14 protein-coding genes are annotated in these 15,646 nt (G+C 65.6%); all 14 read left to right on the top strand.

What is annotated here, in order from left to right:
* Positions 1-122 precede the first annotated feature (122 nt).
* The 14 genes from J4D28_RS09395 (at position 123) to gspL (ending at position 15,645) form a co-directional block, all read left to right on the top strand.
* A complete protein-coding gene (locus J4D28_RS09395; RefSeq protein ID WP_038635070.1) occupies positions 123-749 on the top strand; it encodes a response regulator in 627 nt (208 codons plus the stop codon).
* 4 nt (positions 750-753) lie between these two features.
* Entirely contained in the window at positions 754-4,347 is a 3,594-nt protein-coding gene (locus tag J4D28_RS09390) for an ATP-binding protein (RefSeq protein ID WP_103331100.1), read from the top strand.
* A gap of 255 nt (positions 4,348-4,602) precedes the next feature.
* A complete protein-coding gene (gene gbpA, locus J4D28_RS09385; RefSeq protein ID WP_103331101.1) occupies positions 4,603-6,093 on the top strand; it encodes an N-acetylglucosamine-binding protein GbpA in 1,491 nt (496 codons plus the stop codon).
* A gap of 63 nt (positions 6,094-6,156) precedes the next feature.
* Positions 6,157-6,678: a cytochrome b gene (locus J4D28_RS09380; protein ID WP_103331102.1), complete on the top strand. Its 522-nt coding sequence runs from the start codon at positions 6,157-6,159 to the stop codon at positions 6,676-6,678.
* Entirely contained in the window at positions 6,675-7,226 is a 552-nt protein-coding gene (locus J4D28_RS09375) for a type II secretion system protein N (RefSeq protein ID WP_101283496.1), read from the top strand. The genes J4D28_RS09380 and J4D28_RS09375 overlap by 4 nt, the downstream gene beginning before the upstream one ends.
* Positions 7,223-9,124 carry a type II secretion system secretin GspD gene (gene gspD / locus J4D28_RS09370; protein ID WP_103331103.1) on the top strand — a complete coding sequence of 634 codons (1,902 nt, stop codon included), beginning with the start codon at positions 7,223-7,225 and terminating at the stop codon, positions 9,122-9,124. Before J4D28_RS09375 ends, gspD begins: the two co-directional genes overlap by 4 nt.
* Positions 9,121-10,605 carry a type II secretion system ATPase GspE gene (gene gspE, locus J4D28_RS09365; protein ID WP_103331104.1) on the top strand — a complete coding sequence of 495 codons (1,485 nt, stop codon included), beginning with the start codon at positions 9,121-9,123 and terminating at the stop codon, positions 10,603-10,605. Before gspD ends, gspE begins: the two co-directional genes overlap by 4 nt.
* A gap of 2 nt (positions 10,606-10,607) precedes the next feature.
* Entirely contained in the window at positions 10,608-11,822 is a 1,215-nt protein-coding gene (gene gspF / locus J4D28_RS09360; protein WP_009050802.1) for a type II secretion system inner membrane protein GspF, read from the top strand.
* A 12-nt stretch (positions 11,823-11,834) separates the two neighbouring features.
* Positions 11,835-12,269, top strand: a complete 435-nt coding sequence (gspG, locus tag J4D28_RS09355) for a type II secretion system major pseudopilin GspG (protein WP_103331105.1) — start codon at positions 11,835-11,837, stop codon at positions 12,267-12,269.
* Position 12,270: 1 nt separating this feature from the next.
* A complete protein-coding gene (gspH, locus tag J4D28_RS09350; protein WP_103331106.1) occupies positions 12,271-12,735 on the top strand; it encodes a type II secretion system minor pseudopilin GspH in 465 nt (154 codons plus the stop codon).
* Complete coding sequence (gene gspI, locus J4D28_RS09345; protein ID WP_103331107.1) at positions 12,719-13,093, top strand: type II secretion system minor pseudopilin GspI; 375 nt, start codon at positions 12,719-12,721, stop codon at positions 13,091-13,093. Before gspH ends, gspI begins: the two co-directional genes overlap by 17 nt.
* A complete protein-coding gene (gspJ, locus tag J4D28_RS09340; RefSeq protein ID WP_103331108.1) occupies positions 13,090-13,692 on the top strand; it encodes a type II secretion system minor pseudopilin GspJ in 603 nt (200 codons plus the stop codon). The genes gspI and gspJ overlap by 4 nt, the downstream gene beginning before the upstream one ends.
* Positions 13,685-14,557, top strand: a complete 873-nt coding sequence (gene gspK, locus J4D28_RS09335; RefSeq protein WP_103331109.1) for a type II secretion system minor pseudopilin GspK — start codon at positions 13,685-13,687, stop codon at positions 14,555-14,557. The genes gspJ and gspK overlap by 8 nt, the downstream gene beginning before the upstream one ends.
* A gap of 5 nt (positions 14,558-14,562) precedes the next feature.
* Positions 14,563-15,645, top strand: a complete 1,083-nt coding sequence (gene gspL / locus J4D28_RS09330; protein ID WP_016703595.1) for a type II secretion system protein GspL — start codon at positions 14,563-14,565, stop codon at positions 15,643-15,645.
* Position 15,646 lies beyond the last annotated feature (1 nt).

Raw genomic sequence — 15,646 nt, 5'->3', positions numbered from 1 at the left:
CACTTCATCGCGCCACGCGACAGGAGTACCCTGCATCCCTCTGACACAGGCAGATACTTGCATGCGTTCTGCTTAACTCTATGCACTCGCTCACGCTACGCACGGACAGGGCCCCGCCACAGATGCAAAAGAAAGTTATCGTCGTCGACGATCACCTGCTGACACTGATCGGCATTCGAGCGTCGCTCAGCGATGACAACACGCTGCAGATCGTCGGCGAGGCCCAGGATGTCGAAGGGCTTTTCCAGCTGTTGGCCGAACAGCCCTGCGACCTGGTCATCACCGACCTGATGATGCCCCACAGCCAACAGGCCGATGGCATCCGCCTGATCGAGCAATTGCGCCGGCGTTATCCGGCCATTGCGATCATCGTGGTGACCATGCTCAACAACCCGGCGCTGCTGGCCTCGATCCTCAAGCTGGGCGTCCAGGGGCTGATCAGCAAGCGCGGGGTACAGGGCGACCTGCAGATGGCGGTTCGCGCCAGCCAGGCCAAACCCTTCATCTCCCCGTCCATCAAGCATCTGCTCAACCCCGGCCAGCCCCTGAGCGAGATCGAACAACTGTCCCCTCGCGAAGTCGAGGTCTTGCGCCTGTACGGCGCCGGGCTGTCGGTCAATGAAATAGCCCTGCACCTCAACCGCTCCAAGCAGACCATCAGCAGCCAGAAAAGCAGCGCCATGCGCAAACTGGGCCTGGATAACAACGCCAGCCTGTACCTGTACATCCAGGAAGTCGGGCTGACCTGAGACTATGCCTACCCCTCTAGCGGGCCTGTCGCGTCTGACCCTCTGGATCACGCTCTTGCTGACCAGCGTTGCTTCCCTGGGCGCCACCGAGCCTGAGCCTGCGCCGCTGTCCCTGGCCACGCTGATGGCCCTGCGTCAGACACTGCCCCCGCGCCCGTTACGGGTCGCCGAAGTGAGCGCCTCCAACGAGCGACCCGAGCCGCGCGGCAACGTTGTCCTCAACCAGATCACCAACGACTACCTGGAACACATCAGCCAGTTTCTCGAACTGCCGATCCAGCGCGTGCCCTACCCTACGGTGGACACCGCCATCGCCGCCCTGACCAGCGGGGACATCGACCTGATGCCCCGCGCCACCGAATACGAAAGGAAGCAACCCGGGTTCATCTACAGCCTGCCCTACCTGGACAACGAGCCGATCATCGTCGGCCGCATCGCCGACAAGGACCTGCCCCCGGACCTGGCGGGCAAGCGCGTGCTGGTCCCGGCCTACTATGTACAGGCCGAAACGGTCGCCAAGGCCTACCCCAAGGCCGAACTGATTGTGATCAAAAGCATTATCGAAGGCCTGCAACGCCTGGCCGACGGCGAGGCCGACGCGCTGATCGGCGATCAGCTGCGCAGCAACTTCTACATGCGCAGCCTGGCCAACCTCAAGCTGCAGAACAAATACGTCGCCGACCTGCCGGCCATGGGCTTCAGCTTCGCCGCACAGGGGCATGAAGAGAATCTGGTCACCCTGATCAACGCCTCGCTGAAGACGGTGACCCGGGAGCGCAAGCAAGAGATCTTGCAGCACTGGGAACGCTCGCCCTGGCTGTTCGCGCCGACCGACTCCTTCGCCCTCAACAGTGCGGAAGACAGCTGGCTCAAGCGCCTTCCGTCGCTGAACCTGATCGCCCGCCAAATCCCCAATTACCTGTATCGCAATGCCGACGGCCAATGGGCCGGGCTGGCATTCAATGTGCTGCGCAGCCTGGCCGACGACTATCAGCTGCAACTGAACATCATCGACAGCCAGTCGCCGGAAATCGATCGGCAGCGCCTGGAGCGCGACGAGGCGCAAATCGCCCTGTCATTGGTACCGACCCCGGTCCGACAAAAGAGCCTGCTGTTCAGCGATGGCTTCGGCACCGAATACTGGGCCTTCGTTACCCGCCAGGGCGCCAGTTCCCCCAGCTCACTGGCGGCCCTGGGCGGCAGGCGCCTGGCACTCCAGGCCGGGCATCCCCTGCAGCACCTGCTCCAGAGCCGCTACCCGAGCATCGAACTGGTGCTCACCGACAATTACGATCAGGCCGTGCAATTGGTGGAACAGGGCATGGTCGACGCCATGCTGAACAGCGCCGCCGATGCCCGGCACATGACCAACCCGGGGCTGCGCGCCGGCAAGCAGTTCCAGGCCCAGCCCGAGCCGCTGGTGTTCGCCGTATCGGCCGAGCACCCCGAACTCCTGAGCATCCTCAACAAGCTCCTGTACTCGTTGAAGAACTCGGATGGCAACCAGGACCGTATCAGCGTTCTGGCACGACCCGCGACCAAGGGTTCGCTCTGGGACTATCTGCCGAAATGGCTGTGGCAGACCGCTGCACTGGTCCTGGTGCTGGTGTTGCTGTCCTTGCACTGGAACTGGCGCCTGCGGATTCAGATTCGCAAGCGGCGCGCCGCGCAGAACCAGCTCAAGGACCAACTGGCCTTCCAGTTCGCCTTGCTCAACGGCTTGCCCATTCCCCTTTACGTACGCGACCTGCAGGGGCGCCTGAGCACCTGCAACCACGCCTATGAGCAGTTCTTCGGCCAATCCCTGGACGAGATCCGCGGCACCACGCCCCAGGAGCAAGGCATAAGCCCACCCGCGCTGGCCCGGGAGCTGGAAGAACAGCACCAACGGCTGCTGGATAACCGCCAGTCGCAGTTCCTCGACAGCGTGATCGAGGTCGGCGGCAAGACCCATCATATCTACCAATGGCTGGTGCCCTTCTACACCGCGCTCGGCAAACAGCAGGGGCTGCTGGGCGGCTGGATCGACATCAGCGTGCGCAAGCACCTGGAAAACAAACTGCTCGAAGCCCAGCAACAGGCGCTCGACGCCAGCGCGGCGAAAAGCCAGTTCCTCGCGACCATGAGCCATGAGCTGCGCACCCCGCTGAATGCCATGGTCGGCCTGCTGGAGCTGGAAACCAGCGGCTCGTCCAAGCCTTCGCAAAACCTCAGCATTGCCCAGCAGTCGGCGCAATCGATGATCGACCTGATCGGCAATATTCTCGATCTGGACAAGGTCGAAACCGGCCAGATGGAACTGGCGTCCAGCCCCACCGCGCTCGCCCCGTTGCTGGAAAACTGCCTTGAGCTGTTCGCTGCCCAGGCCCGGAAAAAGCACCTGGAGCTGAGACTGGAACACCACCTGGACCCGCAGCGGCGCTATCAGGTGGACGCCATGCGCCTGACGCAAATCCTCCATAACCTGCTGTCCAACGCCCTGAAGTTCACCGATCACGGATGGGTCGAACTGCAGGTCCGGGAACTGGACGTGGCCCCGCGCCAGAGCCGGTTGATATTCCAGGTCAACGACAGCGGTATCGGCATCGCCGAGGAGCTCCAGCCACAGATCTTCGCGCCCTACCAGCAAGCCCATGCGCAGATCGCCCACCTGCACGGCGGCTCCGGCCTGGGCCTGAGCATCTGCAAACAGTTGGTCGAACTCATGGGTGGCACCATCCGACTCGACAGCGCCCCCGACCAGGGTTGCCGGGTCAGCTTCGAACTGATCCTGCCCTGGCAGCTTGCCGAGGACGAGGCGCAGCAGGCCGCTCATGACGCTGCGGCGGTCGCCGCGCTGAATGTGCTGATCGTCGACGACGTCTCCACCAACGGCCTGGTGCTCGAGCAACAACTGCTCAGGCTCGGCCATCGGGGAACTTATGTCAGCAGCGGCAAGGCGGCCCTGCAGGCCTGGGAAAAGGGTGACTTCGATGTGCTGATCACCGACTGCAACATGCCGGACATGGACGGCTATGCCCTCACCCGCACCATACGGGCCGCGGAACAGGCGCGCGGCCTGCCAAGGCTGCCGATCATCGGCTACACCGCCCGGGCCCTGGCGGATGAAAGGCAGCGTTGCCAGGCGGCCGGCATGGACGACCTGATGATCAAGCCCATCGTCCTCGAACGCCTGCGGGAAATGCTTGGCGGGCTGAAAGCGCTCGGCTTCCTTCCCCAAACCACAACCGCTTTACCCCTCGCCCCACCCGAGCCTGCCTCCGACCAGGCGGCTCCCGCGACCTTCGACCTGTCCCAGCTGGGGGTTTTCCAGAATGATCCACAGCTCAAGGAACGCTTGCTCCAGGAGCTGCGCCGGAACCTGGAACAGGAGCATGAGCTGTTGAGCAGCCCGCTGCCCGACACGCCGGACTTCCTCGAACAGTGGGTCCACCGGGTCAGCGGGCTGGCCTGCACCGTCGATTCGCCAGCCTTGATGCGGGCCTGCCTCGACCTGCAACTCGCAGCCCGCCAGGGTACGCAGAATATGGATGGCCAACGCGAAGCCGTGCTGTCCGTCATCGAACGCATGCTGCGCGACATCGAACGCCACGGCTGACCCGCTCCGGGCAGCCCTGCGCAACGCATCCCGCCCTGGGCGACGCCCGGGTCGGCGCCCTGAAACATCTTGTTCCATTCCCTCCCCGCGCCTTTCGTACTCGTCTCATACAAGCCCGCACGCCTGCTCGGCATCCTAGGCGCCCTTCGTTACCGGGCACTGCCAGCCATGGGCAACCCTGGTCGCGTCTTGCAGCGGCCGGCATCGAAGACCTCAAAAAAAAACCATTTCATATACATAAATCAAGGTGATTCGATGCCTCATAACAACCGCGTCAACGCCATGCGCAAGCTGCCGTTGGCCATCACCCTCGGTCTGGTTTCGTTGGCCACTCAACAAGCCTTCGCCCACGGGTATGTCGAGAGCCCAAAATCCCGTGCCTTCATGTGCTCCGCAACCGGCGGCAACCTCAACCGCGATTGCGGCCCCGTCACTTACGAGCCGCAAAGTGTCGAGTACTCGCCATCGGTCCAGCATCACTATCCCAAGGATTACTGCTCGGGCGACTTCACTAAATGCGGTCCGGCGAACGGCACCATCCCGGCGGGCGGCATCACCAGCTTCTCCCAACTCAACGAGCAGACGGCGACCCGCTGGCAGAAAACCACGATCAAGCCGGGCATGAATGAATTCACCTGGTACTACTCCGCCGGTCACGCCAGCGCCTACTACCAGTTCTACATCACCAAGAAGGACTGGAACCCGAACCAGCCGCTGACCCGCGACTCCTTCGAGATGACCCCGCTGCTCAATGAAAGCGCCGGCGGCGCGCGTCCGCCAGCCGGTGGCAGGACCAAGCACAAGGTCAACATCCCGGCCGATCGCAGCGGTTACCACGTGATCCTGGCGACCTGGAAAATCGCCGACACCGCCGCCACCTTCTACCAGGCCATCGACGTCAACATCGACAACGATGGCGCGCCGATTCCTGACTGGAAGATCCTCGGCGCGGTGCAGCCTGAACAACTGCGTGTCGGCGACAAGGTCAGCACCCGCGTGTTCACCAATGCCGGCGAGCAACAGAACCGCCAGACCCGCCTGAGCATCGAGACCGCGGAACAGGCCCAGGCCAACACCTGGCCGTTCCTGTTGGCGCAGCAGGTCAACAAGGCCAATGCCGGCTACGTAATGGGCGAACTCAACGCCAATAACGAAGTCGTGCCCAACTACGGCAAGAACACCCTGTACGCCAAGAACAACAGCGACGTGGTACGCGTGGAAATCCAGAAAGAGCAGCCGAGCATTCCTGGCGAGCTGAAGCTGTCCGGCCTGCAGGCCGAGTACACCCTGAAGGACAACGCCACCGACCTGCACTTCAACGCCATTGCCCAGGGCGGCAAGTACACCATCAGTTCGACGGTCTTCAACGGCAAGAATGAAAGCATCGCTCACGTGCAAGCCGAGCCTGGCAACAACACCCCGCACTTCTCCATCCCGCTGCGTAACGTCAGCGAAGGCGAATACGACGTGGTGGTCGTGGCCAAGCCGGAAAAAGGCGAGCAGCTGCAACAAAGCCAGCGCATCACCCTGAAAGCCGAGGAAGTGGGCGGCGGTGATTACGACTTCGTCTTCCCCAAAGGCCTGACCGGCTACAAGGCCGGCACCAAGGTCCTGGCCAAGGACGGCAACGTCTATGAGTGCAAGCCGTTCCCTTACAGCGGCTACTGCATCCAGTGGAACGCCGGCGCCACCCAGTTCGAGCCTGGCGTTGGCAGCAACTGGAAAGACGCCTGGATTCGCAAGTAATCCATAACCTGACCAACCGCAGCGTGGTGCCTCGGCACCGCGTTGCGGACCTTGGGAATCGACATGAACCACCCTCACTACTCAAGACCGCGCAGGCTGCTGCACTGGTTGTTCGCCGCCGTTGTCCTGTGGGCCACGATCAGCGGCTATACCAGCGCCCTGTTGCAGCCGTCGCCCTCGGTCCGGCAGGCGATCGCCTTTATCAACGTCTCGCTGACCACCCTGCTGGTGCCGCTGTTCGTCTTGCGGCTGTTCTACCTCATGCGTCATCCCGCTCCGCCGGCGCCTGCCCACCAGAGCGCGGCTGAACGCCGCCTGGTGCATGCCGGGCATGCCGCCCTGCTGGTCACCCTCGGCACCGTGCTGTTCAGCGGCGTGCTGATGATGTCGCGCCCGATCGACCTGTTCGGCCTGCAACTCCCGCAACCTTTGCAGGACCCGGCGGCCATCACCTTTTTCGAGGAGCTTCACCACTACAGCTGCATGGCCCTGGCCCTGCTGGTGGCCGGCCATATCGCCGCGGTGATCCTCCACCAACTGCGCGGCCATGGCGTGCTCAGACGCATGCTGCCGAAACGCCCATGAAGACGCTGCTCTCATGGCGCCCGCGTTGGCTCGGGCAACGCTGCCTGCTTCCCGCCAGCCTGGTCGCCCTGGGCCTGTGGCTGGCCTGGCTCGGCCTCGACAGCTGGACCTACCGGCAAGTGCTGGCGGGCCAGCCGGTGCCGGCCGCGGTACCGAGTGCCAGCGCCGAAAAGCTCCTGCCCGCGCCCCTGGACGATCACAACATCGCCAGGGTCTTCGGCGCCGTGCCGGTCGAATTCGACAGCGCGCAGGCCAGCCTGCCGCTGGTCCTGCTCGCCAGCCTGCTGGGCAACCAGCCCGAGCAATCCAGGGCACTGATCCAGCATGCCGACAGCCGGGCCTTCTACTCCCCGGGCGAACGCCTGCCCGACGGCACGCTGCTCAAGAGCGTCAGCGCCGACCAGGTCGTGGTGCTGCGTAACGGCCGTGAACAGAACCTGCTGCTGCCCGGGCGCCAGATGCACCTGCTCAGCCCCCAGACAACCCCTCCGGAGGTCGCCGACCGAAAAGCCACGGCCCTTCTGCAAGCGATAGAGAACACACCATGAAACTGTCCAAGATTGCCGGCGCCGTGCTCAGCCTCGGCCTCCTGCTGAATGCCTTGCCCAGCAGCGCGGCCCTCACCACCCAGCACCTGTGGACGCTGAACATGAAGGACGCCGAACTGCGCGACCTGGCCAGCGAGGTCGGGGAAATCACCGGCAAGACCCTGGTGGTCGATGCCCGCCTGCAAGGCAAGGTCAGCGTGCAATCGTCCAATGCCCTGGACAAGGACGGGATCTACTCGCTGTTCCTCAGCGTGCTGCGCAGCCAGGGTTTCGTCGCCCTGGACCAGGGCGACCGGGTGCTGATCGTGCCGGCGGTGGAAGCCAAGACCAAATCCAGCGAGCAATCGGGCGATGAGTTCGTGACCCGGGTCCTGGACCTGCGCAACGCCAACGCCGCGGAAATCTCCGGGGTGGTCCGCCCGCTGGTGAGCGATGACGCCTATGTCGCGCCCTCGGCCAGCTCCAACGCCCTGGTGGTTTCCGACAGCGCCAGCAACGTCGAGCGCATCCGCCAGGTGGTCAGCGAGCTGGACCAGGCCGGCAACCGCTCGTTCAGCACCGTGGCCCTCAAGCACGCCTGGGCCAGCGACGTGGCCCGCACCCTGAACGAAAGCATCAGCCAGACGGGCAACGGCCCCAGCGATGCCAAGGCGGTGGGCGACGCCCGCAGCAACCGGGTGATCCTCGCAGGCAACACCCAGGCCCGCCAGCGCATGGCCGAGCTGGTCAGGGCCATCGACGTGCCGAGCAATGCCAACGACAGCGCGCGGGTGGTGCGCCTGCACCACAGCGATGCCAAGCAGCTGTCGAAGCTGCTCAACGGCATCGGCAAGCGCCTGGACGACGGCAATCGCGGTGGCGGCGAAGGCAAGGGCAGCGGCAACTCGATACTGGTGAGCGCCGACGAAAGCCAGAACGCCCTGGTGCTGATGGCCGACCCGGCGCAACTGAGCATGCTCGACAAAGTCATCACCCAGCTGGACCAGCCACGGGCCCAGGTGCTGGTGGAAGCGGCCATCGTCGAAGTCAGCGGCGACATCAACGAAGCCCTCGGCGTGCAATGGGCGGCGCGCGCCGGCAACGTCGCCGGCGGCACCAATTTCAGCGGCACCGGGCTGTCGATCGGTACCCTGCTAGGGAATGGCAAGGACAAGAACATCACCCTGCCGGACGGCGCCATCATCGGCATCGGCACCAGCAATTTCGGCGCGCTGGTCACCGCCCTGTCCAGCGACTCCAAGAACAACCTGCTGTCCACCCCGAGCCTGCTGACCCTGGACAACGAAGCGGCGGAAATTCTCGTCGGCCAGAACGTGCCGTTCCAGACCGGCTCGTACACCACCGACACCGCCGGCGCCAGCAACCCCTTCACCACCGTGGAACGCCAGGACGTCGGCGTGACCCTCAAGGTGACGCCGCACATCAACGAGGGCAACACCCTTCGCCTGAAAGTCGAGCAGGAAAGCTCGGAACTGGCCAGCGCCCCGCCCGGCATCACCACCAGCGACGTGATCACCAACAAGCGTTCGGTGAAAAGCACCATCCTCGCCGACGACGGCCAGATCATCGTGCTCGGCGGCCTGATCAAGGACAACGTCAAGACCCAGGTCAGCAAGGTACCGGTGCTGGGCAGCATTCCCCTGCTCGGCCGGCTGTTCACCAGTACCAAGGACGTCACCGAAAAGACCAACCTGATGGTCTTCCTGCGGCCGACCCTGGTACGGGGCAGCGCCGATGCCATCAACGTCAGCCAGCGCAAGTACAACGACCTGCGCAAGCTGCGCGCCAACGGTGACAGCCGCAGCGGCCTGGCCCTGCCGGCCGACTCGCGTCAATTGTTCGATGCGGCCCCGCAGGATGGGACCATCGACATGCGCGCCAGAGAGCCACGCCGATGAACCCGGTCGCGCGCCTGCCCTTCGGTTTCGCCAAGCGCCATGGGGTCCTGCTGGAGCCCATGGAGAGCGGCCTGCGGCTTTATTGCCGGGCCGACACGCCGGTGGAAATCCTCGCCGAGATCCGCCGCTGCCACGGCCCGCTGCGGGGCCACCGGATACTCGACACCGAGGCTTTCGCCGAGCGGCTAGCCGGGCAGTATCGCGACGGCCGCGACGACGCCATGCAAATGGCCGAGGGCCTGGGCGACCAGATCGCCGGCCAGGACGACCTGGCCAGCCTGGCCGAACAGCTGCCGCAGATCACCGACCTGCTGGAGCAGGAAGACGACGCGCCGATCATTCGCCTGATCAACGCGATCCTCGGCGAGGCGGTCAAGGTCAAGGCTTCGGACATCCACCTGGAAACCTTCGAGCAGCACCTGTCCGTGCGCCTGCGGGTCGACGGCCTGCTGCGCGAAGTGCTGCGCCCGCGCCGGGAACTGGCGGGCCTGCTGGTGTCGCGGATCAAGGTCATGTCCAAGCTCGACATCGCCGAAAAGCGCATCCCCCAGGACGGCCGCATCGCCCTGCGCATCGGCGGCCATGAAGTGGATGTGCGGGTCTCCACCCTGCCTTCGGCCTACGGCGAGCGAGTGGTGATGCGCCTGCTCGACAAGCAGGCCGGGCGCCTGAACCTGGGCCGGCTGGGCATGGCCGAGGCGATCCGCGGCAAGCTCGAAGACGCCCTGCTGCGCCCCCACGGCATCCTGCTGGTCACCGGCCCCACCGGCTCCGGCAAGACCACCACGCTGTACGCCGGGCTCAGCAGCCTGAACAACCAGACCCGCAACATCCTGACCATCGAAGACCCGGTGGAATACCACCTGGCCGGCATCGGCCAGACCCAGGTCAACACCAAGGTCGACATGACCTTCGCCCGAGGCCTGCGCGCCATCCTGCGCCAGGACCCGGACGTGGTCATGGTCGGCGAGATCCGCGACCGGGAAACCGCCGACATCGCCGTGCAGGCCTCCCTCACCGGCCACCTGGTGCTGTCCACCCTGCACACCAACAGCGCCATCGGCGCCGTCACCCGCCTGCTGGACATGGGCATCGAGCCCTTCCTGCTCTGTACCTCGCTGCTCGGCGTGGTCGCCCAGCGCCTGGTGCGCGTGCTCTGTATCGATTGCAAAAGCGCCGCGCCCGCCGACGCCGCGGCCTGCCACCCGCTGAACCTCGACCCGCAACAGGCGCCGCTGCTCTACCACCCGGTCGGCTGCCCGGCCTGCCAGCACAGCGGCTATCGCGGTCGCCAGGGCATCTACGAACTGGTGCTGTTCGACGAACCGCTGCGCCAGCTGATCCACGAAGGGGCTGGCGAGGCCGCCTTGACCCACTACGCGCGCCAGCATGCCCACAGCCTGTTCGCCGACGGCCGGGACAAGGTGCTGCAAGGCGTCACCAGCGTCGAAGAACTGCTGCGCGTAACCCGGGAGCACTGACCATGGCCGCCTACGAATACCTCGCGATGTGCAACGCCGGGCGCAAGACCCGCGGCGTACAGGAAGCCGACAGCGCCCGGCAGGTCCGCCAGCTGCTGCGTGAACGCAATCTGATCGCCCTGCAGGTCAAACCGGCCCGCGGGCAAAAGGACCATTCCGGCGCCGCACTGACCAGCAACCAACGCCTCAGCCCGGCGCAACTGGCCTTGCTCACCCGCCAATTGGCAACCCTGGTCCAGGCCTCACTGCCACTGGAAGAAGTGCTGGCCGCCGTCGCCGCGCAATGCAGCAAACGCGCGCAGCAGAGCATGATGCTGGCGATCCGCGCGCGGGTGCTGGAAGGCCATGACCTGGCGCGGGCCATGGGCGAATACCCGCGCGCCTTCGGCTCGATGTACCGGGCCACGGTGGCCGCCGGCGAGCGCGCCGGCCACCTGGCCCAGGTCCTGATGCAGCTGGCCGACTACACCGAGGCCCGGCATGCCGCCCGCCAGCAGCTGCAACTGGCCATGCTGTACCCGAGCATCCTGCTGCTGGCGGCCTTCGGCATCGTCGGTTTCCTCCTCAGTTTCGTGGTGCCGGATGTGGTCAAGGTGTTCATCGACAGTGGCCAGCAACTGCCGGTGCTGACCCGTGGCCTGATCGCCACCAGCGACTTCGCCCGGGACTACGGCCTGCTCCTGCTGCTGATACTCGGCAGCCTCGCCGCCGGCCTGCGCGTGGCCCTGCGCAAGCCTGCCCTGGCCATGCGCTGGCACCAGCTCCAGCTGCGCCTGCCGGTGATCGGGCGGGTCATCCAGGCCAGCAACAGCACCCGTTTTGTCAGCACCCTGGCGATTCTCGGACGCAGCGGCGTGCCGCTGGTGGATGCCCTGGAAATCTCCGCCGAGGTGGTCGCCAACCAGCAGATTCGTACTCGTATGAAAGACGTGGCGCGTGCCGTGCGCGAAGGTAGAGGGCTGACCCGGGCCCTGGAACAGAGCGGCGATTTCCCGCCGATGATGCTGTACATGATCGCCAGCGGCGAACGCTCGGGGGAACTGGACAGCATGCTCGAACGCGCCGCCCACCAGCAGCAGACCCAGCTGTCCAACGGCATCGCCATGCTGGTCGGGCTGTTCGAGCCGGCGATGCTGGTGTTCATGGGCGCCAGCGTGCTGGTCATCGTCCTGGCGATCCTGATGCCCATTCTCAACCTCAACCAACTCATCACCTGAAGAGCCCACAACATGCGCAACCCTTCCCGCCAACGCGGCTTCACCCTGATCGAGATCATGGTGGTCGTGGTGATTCTCGGTGTCCTGGCCGCCCTGGTGGTCCCGCAGATCATGAGCCGTCCGGACCAGGCCAAGGTCACCGCCGCCCGCAGCGACATCAAGGCCATAGCCACGGCCCTGGAAATCTACAAGCTCGACAACCACCACTACCCCTCGACCCAGCAGGGCCTGGAAGCCCTGGTGAAAAAACCGGCCGGCCTGCCGGCGGCCCTCAACTGGAACCCCGACGGCTACCTCAAGCGCCTGCCCAAGGATCCGTGGGGCAACCCTTACCAGTTCCTCGCCCCGGGTCGCGAGGGCTCGGCCTACGACCTGTATTCCTTCGGTGCCGACGGCCGCAACGGCGGCGACGGGACCAACGCCGACATCGGCAACTGGGAGCCTTGAAGTGCGCAAGCCAATGGCGGGTTTCACCCTGCTGGAGCTGCTGGTGGTCATGGTGATCATCGGCTTGCTGGCCGGCATGGTCGGGCTGGTCCAGAGCGACTCGGGCGGGCAGAAGGCCCGGCGCGAGGCTGAGCGCCTGCAAAACCTCATTGGCCTGCTGCGCGAAGACGCGGTACTGAACAACATCAACCACGGCCTGCGCCTGGCGCCGGACCACTACACAGTGCTGAGCCTCGACCGCGGCGGCCAGTGGCAGGTGGACCAGCGCTTCAAGGAACACCGGCTGCCCGGCGAGCTGCGCCTGAACCTGCAGGAGCCACGACCGCAGGGCAAGGAGCCGCAACTCTGGGTGCTGGCCAACGACCAGATCTCGCCTTTCAACCTGCTGCTGGAATACCGCCAGCAGCCGCTGCTGTCGCTGTCCAGCGACGGAGTCGAGGAGGTGCGTCTTGCCCCGGTGCAATGAACAGGCGGGCTTCACCCTGCTGGAAGTGATGGTCGCCCTGGCCATTTTCGCCGTGCTGTCGCTGGCGCTCTACAGCGCCACCGAACACCTGATCGGCAACAACGGCGGCCTCAGCGAACGCACCCTGGCGCAATGGCTGGCGGACAACCGCCTGAACGAACTACGCGCCGGCATGCGCCAAGCCCAGAGCCAGCGCCAGGAACCGATCCGCTTCGCCGGGCGCGACTGGCTGCTGACCAGCGAAACCACCGCGGCGCCCGACCCGCGCCTGCTGAAGATCGTGCTCGAAGTCTCCACCGACGCGCCCATGCCCCGGCAACGCGCGCGCCTGGCGGGCTACCTGGAGGCCCGCCCATGAAACGCCCACAGCAGGGCTTCACCCTGCTCGAAGTGCTGATCGCCATGGCCCTGTTCAGCCTGCTCGGCCTGGCCTGTTATCAGCTGCTCGAACGCATGATCCATACCGACCAGCGGATTCATCAGCACGAACTGCAACTGCGGCGCCTGCAGCGTGCGGTGGGTATTTTCGAGCGTGACCTGACCCAGGCTATCGCCTACCCGGTCAACGGCAGCTCGGCGCGCCAGGCACTGATCGGCGAGCCCGGGCGCATCCAGCTGGTACGCGGCGGCTGGAGCAACCCCTTGCAGCAGGCGCGCAACGACCTGCTGCTGGTCACCTATCACTGGAACGACGACCAATGGCTGCGCGAATACCGCAGCCCGGTGGACAGTCCCGCCCTGTCCGGCACCGCCGCGCAACAGGTGCTGCTCGATGGCGTCCGGCTCGAACGCCTGCGCTACATCGACGACCAGGGTAAGGCCCACCCCAACTGGCCCATCGACCAGGCGCCATTGAGCCTGCCCCAGGCCATTGAACTGGAGCTCGACGCCCCCGGTTATCCCGGCCTGCGGCGAGTGATCCTGCTGCCGGGCTTCAAGGGGCTGGAGCATGGTTAAGGCCTGTAGACAACGGGGCATCGCGCTGATCAGCGTGCTGCTGATCACCTCCCTGGCGACCCTGATCGTCAGTGACATGCTCGCTCGCCAGCGCCTGAGCCTGATCGGCAGTTCCAACCAGCTGTTGCAGCAACAACTGTGGCAACTGGCGCTCAGTGGCGAAGCCTGGGCCCGTGGCCAGCTGCGCGATGACTGGCAGGGCGAACCGGAGCCCAAGCGCATGCACCTGGGCCAGCGCTGGGCGCACAACACGCCGACCTTCGACATCGACGGCGGGCGTATCCGCATCCAGCTGCAGGACCTCAGCGCGCGCTTCAACCTCGGCACCCTGCGCACACCCAACGACCGGATCAGCCGCCTGCGTTATCAACGCCTGCTGCAAGTGCTCGGCCTGCCACCCCACGACCCCAGGCGCCTGCCGCCGGTGCGTGGTTTCGACGGCAAGCCGCTAGCCTGGAACGACAGCAACGAATTGATGCGCCTGGAAGGCGTCGACACAGCGGTCATGGAACGCCTGCACCCCTGGGTCAGGACCACGCCGGGGGCCCTGAACCTCAACACCGCCCCGGCCGAACAACTGGCCAGCCTGGGCAAGCTCGACCTGGCCCAGGCCGTCGCCCTGGTGCAGGCGCGCCCCGCCGATGGCTACAAGACGGTGCAGGAGTTTCTCGACGCCCCCGTGTTGAAACAGCACGAGATCAACAGCCAGGGGCTCGACGTCAGCAGCCGCTATTTCCAGGCGGCGCTGGATGTCGAACTGGGTGACCGCCAATTGCGTTTGATCAGCCGCCTGCGCATCGAGCCGGACGGCCAGGTCAGCGTACTGCAGCGCACCCTCGCCGCCCCTTCCCGTATTCCGGAGTAAACCCCATGCAAGCCTGGCTTTACCTCACCACTGTGAATGCGGACGACGACTCGCCCGTCACCTGGTGGCAAACCGACGGCGAGCCGGTGCACGGCACGCTGCAACAGGCGGCAGTGCTGGCCGGCCGGCGCCTGACCCTGTTGCTGCCGGCCGAGATCGTCAGCCACCACCGCTTCGATGTACCACCGCGCAGCGGCCGCTGGCTGCAGCAAGCCATCCATTCGGTGCTGGAAGAACGGCTGCTGGACGACCCCGAGCAGTTGCATCTGGCCCGTGGACCGTTGCAGGCGCGTCGGCACTGTCGCCTGTTCGCCCTGCAACGGCAGTGGCTGGAACAACTATTGGAACGGCTGGCCCGCCATGGCCTGACGGCCGAGCGCATTCACGTCGATGCCGACTGCCTGCCGGACAACCAGGCACTGGCCCTGCGTTGCCACGACCGCTGGCTGATCGGCGGGGCCTGCCAGCAACGCCTGGCGCTCGACGACCAGACCCTCGAAGAGCTGGCCCCGCTGCTGCCCGACAACCTGCAACGCAGCGAGGAAACACCCTGGCCGCTGTTGACCCGGGGCAGCGCACAGGCCATCGACCTGCGCCAGGGCGCGTTCGCCCTGCGCAGCCCGTCGCGTACACCCTGGCGGTCGTTGCTGGCGATCCTGGCCATTGCCTGCGGCGCTCAAGTGGCACAGGACCTGGGCCACCGCTGGCTGCTGCAACACCAGACCGCCGAGGTGACCGAGGCCAGCCTGGAACTCTGGCGCCAACGCTTCCCCGACGAGCCGCGGGTAATCGACCTCGCCCGCCAGGTCCAGGCCCGTGCCCGGCAGGCCGGCCAGCCCCGGCAAAGCCTGGCGCGCCGGCTCGACAACCTGGCCAGCCAATGGACCAGCAGCGACGGCGGCGATACGCGGATCCGCCGGCTGGACTACCAACAGGCGCAAGGCTGGACCCTGCAAGTCAACGCGCCGGATTTCTCCACCCTCGAACGCCTGCGCGAAGCCCTCGCGCAGCAGGGCGCGAACGTCCAGGCCGACTCGGCCGTGCTCGCCCCGGACGGGGTCAGCGCCCGCCTGAAAATCACGGACTAAA

It is taken from the genome of Pseudomonas sp. GW531-T4, assembly GCF_017349615.1.
GTDB lineage: Bacteria > Pseudomonadota > Gammaproteobacteria > Pseudomonadales > Pseudomonadaceae > Aquipseudomonas > Aquipseudomonas chlororaphis_I.
This window is presented reverse-complemented; position numbering and strand designations above follow the sequence as displayed.

Bases quoted from the DNA above. Each gene is read 5' to 3' on its own strand.
- J4D28_RS09395 (WP_038635070.1), top strand. From the start codon at position 123: ATGCAAAAGAAAGTTATCGTCGTCGACGATCACCTGCTGACACTGATC.
- J4D28_RS09390 (WP_103331100.1), top strand. From the start codon at position 754: ATGCCTACCCCTCTAGCGGGCCTGTCGCGTCTGACCCTCTGGATCACG.
- gbpA (WP_103331101.1), top strand. From the start codon at position 4,603: ATGCCTCATAACAACCGCGTCAACGCCATGCGCAAGCTGCCGTTGGCC.
- J4D28_RS09380 (WP_103331102.1), top strand. From the start codon at position 6,157: ATGAACCACCCTCACTACTCAAGACCGCGCAGGCTGCTGCACTGGTTG.
- J4D28_RS09375 (WP_101283496.1), top strand. From the start codon at position 6,675: ATGAAGACGCTGCTCTCATGGCGCCCGCGTTGGCTCGGGCAACGCTGC.
- gspD (WP_103331103.1), top strand. From the start codon at position 7,223: ATGAAACTGTCCAAGATTGCCGGCGCCGTGCTCAGCCTCGGCCTCCTG.
- gspE (WP_103331104.1), top strand. From the start codon at position 9,121: ATGAACCCGGTCGCGCGCCTGCCCTTCGGTTTCGCCAAGCGCCATGGG.
- gspF (WP_009050802.1), top strand. From the start codon at position 10,608: ATGGCCGCCTACGAATACCTCGCGATGTGCAACGCCGGGCGCAAGACC.
- gspG (WP_103331105.1), top strand. From the start codon at position 11,835: ATGCGCAACCCTTCCCGCCAACGCGGCTTCACCCTGATCGAGATCATG.
- gspJ (WP_103331108.1), top strand. From the start codon at position 13,090: ATGAAACGCCCACAGCAGGGCTTCACCCTGCTCGAAGTGCTGATCGCC.
- gspK (WP_103331109.1), top strand. From the start codon at position 13,685: ATGGTTAAGGCCTGTAGACAACGGGGCATCGCGCTGATCAGCGTGCTG.
- gspL (WP_016703595.1), top strand. From the start codon at position 14,563: ATGCAAGCCTGGCTTTACCTCACCACTGTGAATGCGGACGACGACTCG.